We start from the raw sequence: 4,750 nt of genomic DNA on the forward strand, positions 1-4,750 counted from the left end.
AGATGGCCGACGATCCGAATATCCGCATCTTCTGGCCCGCGGGACCGAATGGCGAGCGCTCCGCGCTGCCGCTGCCCTATTACGTCGGACTGGTCGCCGGCGCCCCCGACGCGGCCAACGGCAAGAAGCTGATCGATTTCCTGCTCTCGAAAGAAGCCCAGGAGACCGTCTCCTCGGCGGCGATGGGCGTTCCGGTGCGCAAGGACGTCGCGCCGGCCGACGCCAACTACACGCGTCTTCAGGACGCCCTGAAAGGCGTGACCGTCTGGACCCCCGACTGGGCCCAGGTGCTCAAGGACCTGCCCGCCGACGTCAAGCGCTGGCACGAAGTCACAGGGAGCTGACGTGATCTCCGCCGCCTTCAGTCCGGCTGCGGTCACCGCGGCTGCGAAAGAAACGGCGGGTCCGGGGGTGACGTTCGACCAGGTGAGCGTCGCCTATCGCGGCGCCGTCGTCTTGAAGCCGCTGACCATGGCAGTGGCCGGCGGCGAAATTCTCGCCATGATCGGCCCCTCGGGCTCGGGCAAGACGACCGCGCTGCGTGCGGTCGCGGGGTTCGTCCGTCCAGCTTCCGGGCGCATCTTCATTGGCGGGACCGACGCGACCAACCTGCCGCCCTACGAGCGCGGCCTCGCCATGGTCGTGCAGAATTACGCATTGTTTCCCCACATGCGCGTCTCGGAGAACGTCGCCTTCGGCCTCAAGGCGCGCGGCGCCGACCGCGACCTGATCGCCCGGCGCATCGAGGAATCGCTGCGCATCGTCGGCATGTCGCAATACTCGAAGCGTTTCCCGCGCGAGCTCTCCGGCGGTCAGCAGCAGCGGGTCGCGATCGCGCGCGCGCTCGCGGTCCGTCCGCGCGTGCTGCTGCTCGACGAGCCGCTGTCGGCGCTCGACGCGCAGATCCGCCGCTCGATGGTCGAGGAGGTCGCCCGGTTGCATGCGGATCTGCCCGACCTGACCATCCTCTACGTCACGCACGACCAGAGCGAGGCGCTGACCCTCGCGGATCGCATCGCGATTCTCAAGGACGGCGAACTCAGCGCAATCGGCCGCACTGGCGAACTCTATCGCCGCCCGCCCAATCGCTTCGCCGCCGAGTTCCTCGGCCGCGCCAACCTCTTGCCGGTGGTCGTCAGCGGCGAGGACCATCATCCTGCCGGCGCGCGGCGGCTCCTCTGCGTGCGGCCGCAGAATCTCACGCTGACTGGCGACGCCGAACGATCGAACAGCCTCAAAGCGATCTTACGCGAGATCCACTGGCAGGGGGAACTGACCCACGTCGTCGCCGCGATCGGCGAGCAGATCCTGCGCGTCGTGGCGACGCGGCTGCCGAACCCGCCTCAGCGGGGCGACCGGCTGTCGCTCTTCTTTGCGCCTGCGGACGCCAACCTGATCGTGGAAGACGCGGGTGTCTGACGCTGTCGCGCTGGCGCCGCGCGCGGGCAAGGTCGATCTCGTCGGCTGGTGGATCGCGCCGCCGCTGATCGTCCTGGCTCTGCTCTTTCTCTATCCGCTGGCCCTGATCACGCACGCCGCGCTGATCGACGATTCGGGCGCGCTGAACCTCGCCGCGGCGTTCGAAGTTCTCAACTCGAGAGCGTTCCTCAACGCCTTCATCAACACTGCCGAGATCGCCGTCGCCTCGACCGCCGGATGCGTGATCCTCGGCCTGACGCTCGGGCTGATCCTCGCCTTCGTGCCGTTTCCGGGCGCGGGCCTCATCGCGCGGATCATCGACACGTTCATCGCCCTGCCGACTTTCCTCGTGACCCTCGCCTTCACGTTTCTCTACGGCTCGGCGGGCATCCTCAACGGCGCGCTGGCCGCGAGCATGGGTCTCGACCATCCGCCGGTGGATTTTCTCTATTCGGCCTGGGGCGTCATTCTGGCCGAGGCGACGGTCTACACCCCGTTCGTCCTGCGCCCGCTGCTCGCCGCCTTCTCGCTCGTCGATCGCAGCCAGATCGAGGTCGCGAGCCTGCTTGGGGCGCGCCCGTTGCGGATCGTGCGTCAGGTGATCCTGCCCGCCGCGCTCCCTGCGATCGTCGCCGGCGGCAGTCTTTGCCTTCTCTTGACGGTCAACGAGTTCGGCATCGTGCTGTTCATAGGCGCCAAGGGCGTCATCACCCTGCCGCTCCTGATCTACGACAAGGCGATCCAGGAATCGGATTATCAGGCCGCCTGCGCCATCGCCATCGTCAACGTCGCGCTGTCGCTCGGCCTCTTCGGCCTCTACCGCTTCGCCGCCCGAAGGCTCGGAGGCTAGGCCGATGCTCGTCTGGTCGCTGTCCGGCCGCGTCCTCGTCTGGAGCTTCGCCGCGGTGATCCTTGGCGTGATCTTCGTTGCGCCGCTCGCCGTCATCATTCTCGCGAGCTTCTCGCAGCACTGGAACGGCGTCCTGCCGACCGGCTTTACCCTCGAGCACTATCGGGACGCGACCGGCGGGGCGGAGCGAGACGCGGTTGTCGCGAGCCTCGTCACCGGATTCGTCGCGAGCCTGCTCGCGCTCGGCACCGGCGCCTGGGCGGCGCTGGCGTTGCGCGCCCGCGCAGACCGGTGGGGCGCCGCGCTCGGAGTCCTGTTCTTCATCCCCAGCGCCGTGCCGTCCGTCTCCGTCGGGCTCGGGCTGCTCGTCGCGTTCAGCCAGAGGCCCCTGCTGCTCAACGGGACGACGGCGATCGTCTTCGTCGCCCATTATGTGCTGATTTCCGCCTTCGCGTTCGGCGCCATTTCGGCCGGACTGTCGCGCCTCGCGCCCGACTACGAAGAGGTCGCCTCGTGCCTCGGCGCGCGCCCCGCCTACAGGCTCGTGCACGTGACGCTGCCGCTGATCGCGCCCTATCTCGTCGCCGCGTTCGGGCTCAGCTTCGCGCTGTCGATGGGGGAGCTCGGTGCGACGGTGATGGTCTATCCGCCCGGCTGGGTGACGATGCCGGTCGCAATCTTCGGCCTCACCGACCGCGGCGACATTTTCACGGGCGCCGCGCTGACGATGATCCTGGTCGTCGTGACGCTCATCCTGCTCATCGGTCTCGAATGGGCGCCGATCCGCTCGGCCGCGCCGCGCTGAGCAGGGGGGTTGGCCCTCAGAAGCGATGGCCTCCCATCGCACAGTCGCGGTCGGCATCGCTGCCGATCGGCCACCAGCCGCAGCCGAGATTACGACGGCCATTTTGGGATAACGACGCCAACGGAGGTTCGGTCCCGGCGAAGTCCTCGCCACCCTGCTCCTCCAGCCGCACCTGACAGTTCGCAGTCATCGCCTGCAGGCCATGAAGGTCGTGCGACTGTTCGTAGCTCTGCAAAGCCTGACCCATGCAGTCGCGCCACGTCGTGACGACGGGGTCGTCACGGCTGGAGTTGGCCGCTGGGTCGCGGGGAGCGATGGGCTTGACCGCCACGACTGGGGGAGCCCCAGGAGTCCTGGGTCCGCCCTTCTCCGGGTAGCACTGATGCTCGAAGTCGCAGACAGCGTTGGGCGAGGCGGGTTGCTGCGGCCGCGGGGTGACGGTCAGCGGCTTGATGGCCACAGGGCCGTCATACACGTCCTCGTCTGCGGCGACTGGCATGACGCACAGGGCGCACCCGACCACCCACAGACCGATGAGTCTGATCATCCTGTTCTCCTATCCGTCGAAGCTGGTCCAGAGATGAATTTTGTCGGGTGAAAACACTCTTGTTGCAGATCACGGCGCTTGAAAGGCGCGGCCCGGTCCCGGCTTGAGCCGGCGTCGCGAAAGGCTCGGTTCGGCGGAAAGCGGAGGCAAAATGCGGGCTCACGCCCGCTCGCCGCGGGCGAGGCGTCCCTCGATTCGGGCGACGACGGGCATGAGGTCGGCCACGGAATCGATCACGTAATGCGCGCCGGCGCCGTACAGGGCGTCCTGCGCCCGCGCGCGGCGACCCATGAACTCTTCCGGCGACAGGGCGATCGTGTCGGCGAGCGACAGGCCGAAAGCATTGCCGCTGACGGCGACGCCGACCGCCCAGGCGCCGGCGTTGACGCCTTCCGCGACGCCGACCGTCGTGTCGTCCACCTTGATCGCGTGCCAGGCCGGCCAGACGTCGAGGTCGATCAGGCCCTTGTAAAACATCAGCGGGCTCGGCCGGCCCTCGGGCGTGTCGCCGGTGCAAACGAGGCTGTCGGGCTGAAATCCCTGCTCGGCGGCGCGCGGCGCGATCTTGGCCATGATTTCGCGGGTGTAGCCGGTCGACGAGCCGATCTTGACGCCCTCCGCGCGCAAGGCGCTCACGACCTCGGCGGTCCCGGGAATGACGTCGGCGTAATGGGCGGCGACCGCGACGTTTTTCGGCACGAAGACGTCGTAGAGGGCGTCGATGTCGCCTTCGGTCGGCGCGCGGCCGTGCTTCCGTTTCCAGGCCTCGGCGACCCGCGGCAACGCGGCCAGCGCCGCGATATGCGGCCGCTTGGCCATGCCCAACGGACCCCGCGCTTCGTCGATGCTGATCTCAACGCCGAACTCGGCGAAGGTGTCGACGAACGCGCCCATCGGGGCCAGCGAGCCGTAGTCGACGACCGTCCCGGCCCAGTCGAAAATCACGGCCTTGACGTGCTTCATGTCAAAGTCTTCCTGCTCAATCGAAGAGGCCGGCGACCACTTCCTCCGCCAGCGCAAACGAGATGCTGGCGCCCGTTCCGCTGGTGACGAGCACGATCCGAAGCGCGTCGGATGGCTTGTCGATAAGGACGAGCCGATCCTTCGCCGAGGCGTAGGTTCCGGTCCA

The 4,750-nt window shown here is 67.9% G+C and carries 5 protein-coding genes and 1 pseudogene; 4 read left to right on the plus strand and 2 right to left on the minus strand.

All coding sequences use genetic code 11. The features are described 5' to 3' along the window. From ACLP25_RS29415 to ACLP25_RS29430, 4 genes and pseudogenes are all read left to right on the plus strand, one after another. A pseudogene (locus ACLP25_RS29415) lies at nucleotides 1-344 on the plus strand (2-aminoethylphosphonate ABC transporter substrate-binding protein); the annotation flags it as partial. 1 nt (nucleotide 345) lies between these two features. Then, entirely contained in the window at nucleotides 346-1,419 is a 1,074-nt protein-coding gene (locus ACLP25_RS29420; RefSeq protein ID WP_442472635.1) for an ABC transporter ATP-binding protein, read from the plus strand. Next, complete coding sequence (locus tag ACLP25_RS29425) at nucleotides 1,412-2,269, plus strand: 2-aminoethylphosphonate ABC transporter permease subunit (protein ID WP_442472636.1); 858 nt, start codon at nucleotides 1,412-1,414, stop codon at nucleotides 2,267-2,269. The genes ACLP25_RS29420 and ACLP25_RS29425 overlap by 8 nt, the downstream gene beginning before the upstream one ends. 4 nt (nucleotides 2,270-2,273) lie before the next feature. Then, entirely contained in the window at nucleotides 2,274-3,074 is an 801-nt protein-coding gene (locus tag ACLP25_RS29430; protein ID WP_442472637.1) for an ABC transporter permease subunit, read from the plus strand. A gap of 16 nt (nucleotides 3,075-3,090) precedes the next feature. Here the strand turns inward: ACLP25_RS29430 and ACLP25_RS29435 are convergent, their stop codons facing one another. Together ACLP25_RS29435 and phnX are read right to left on the minus strand one after the other, a co-directional pair. Next, nucleotides 3,091-3,621 (minus strand): hypothetical protein, encoded by a 531-nt coding sequence (locus ACLP25_RS29435; protein WP_442472638.1) that lies wholly within the window; start codon nucleotides 3,619-3,621, stop codon nucleotides 3,091-3,093. Nucleotides 3,622-3,780: 159 nt separating this feature from the next. After that, a complete protein-coding gene (gene phnX / locus ACLP25_RS29440; RefSeq protein ID WP_442472639.1) occupies nucleotides 3,781-4,584 on the minus strand; it encodes a phosphonoacetaldehyde hydrolase in 804 nt (267 codons plus the stop codon). Nucleotides 4,585-4,750 lie beyond the last annotated feature (166 nt).

Origin of the sequence: Roseiarcus sp. (assembly GCF_052145395.1) — a bacterium.
GTDB lineage: Bacteria > Pseudomonadota > Alphaproteobacteria > Rhizobiales > Beijerinckiaceae > Roseiarcus.

Bases quoted from the DNA above. Each gene is read 5' to 3' on its own strand.
- phnX (WP_442472639.1), bottom strand. From the start codon at position 4,584: ATGAAGCACGTCAAGGCCGTGATTTTCGACTGGGCCGGGACGGTCGTC.
- ACLP25_RS29430 (WP_442472637.1), top strand. From the start codon at position 2,274: ATGCTCGTCTGGTCGCTGTCCGGCCGCGTCCTCGTCTGGAGCTTCGCC.
- ACLP25_RS29435 (WP_442472638.1), bottom strand. From the start codon at position 3,621: ATGATCAGACTCATCGGTCTGTGGGTGGTCGGGTGCGCCCTGTGCGTC.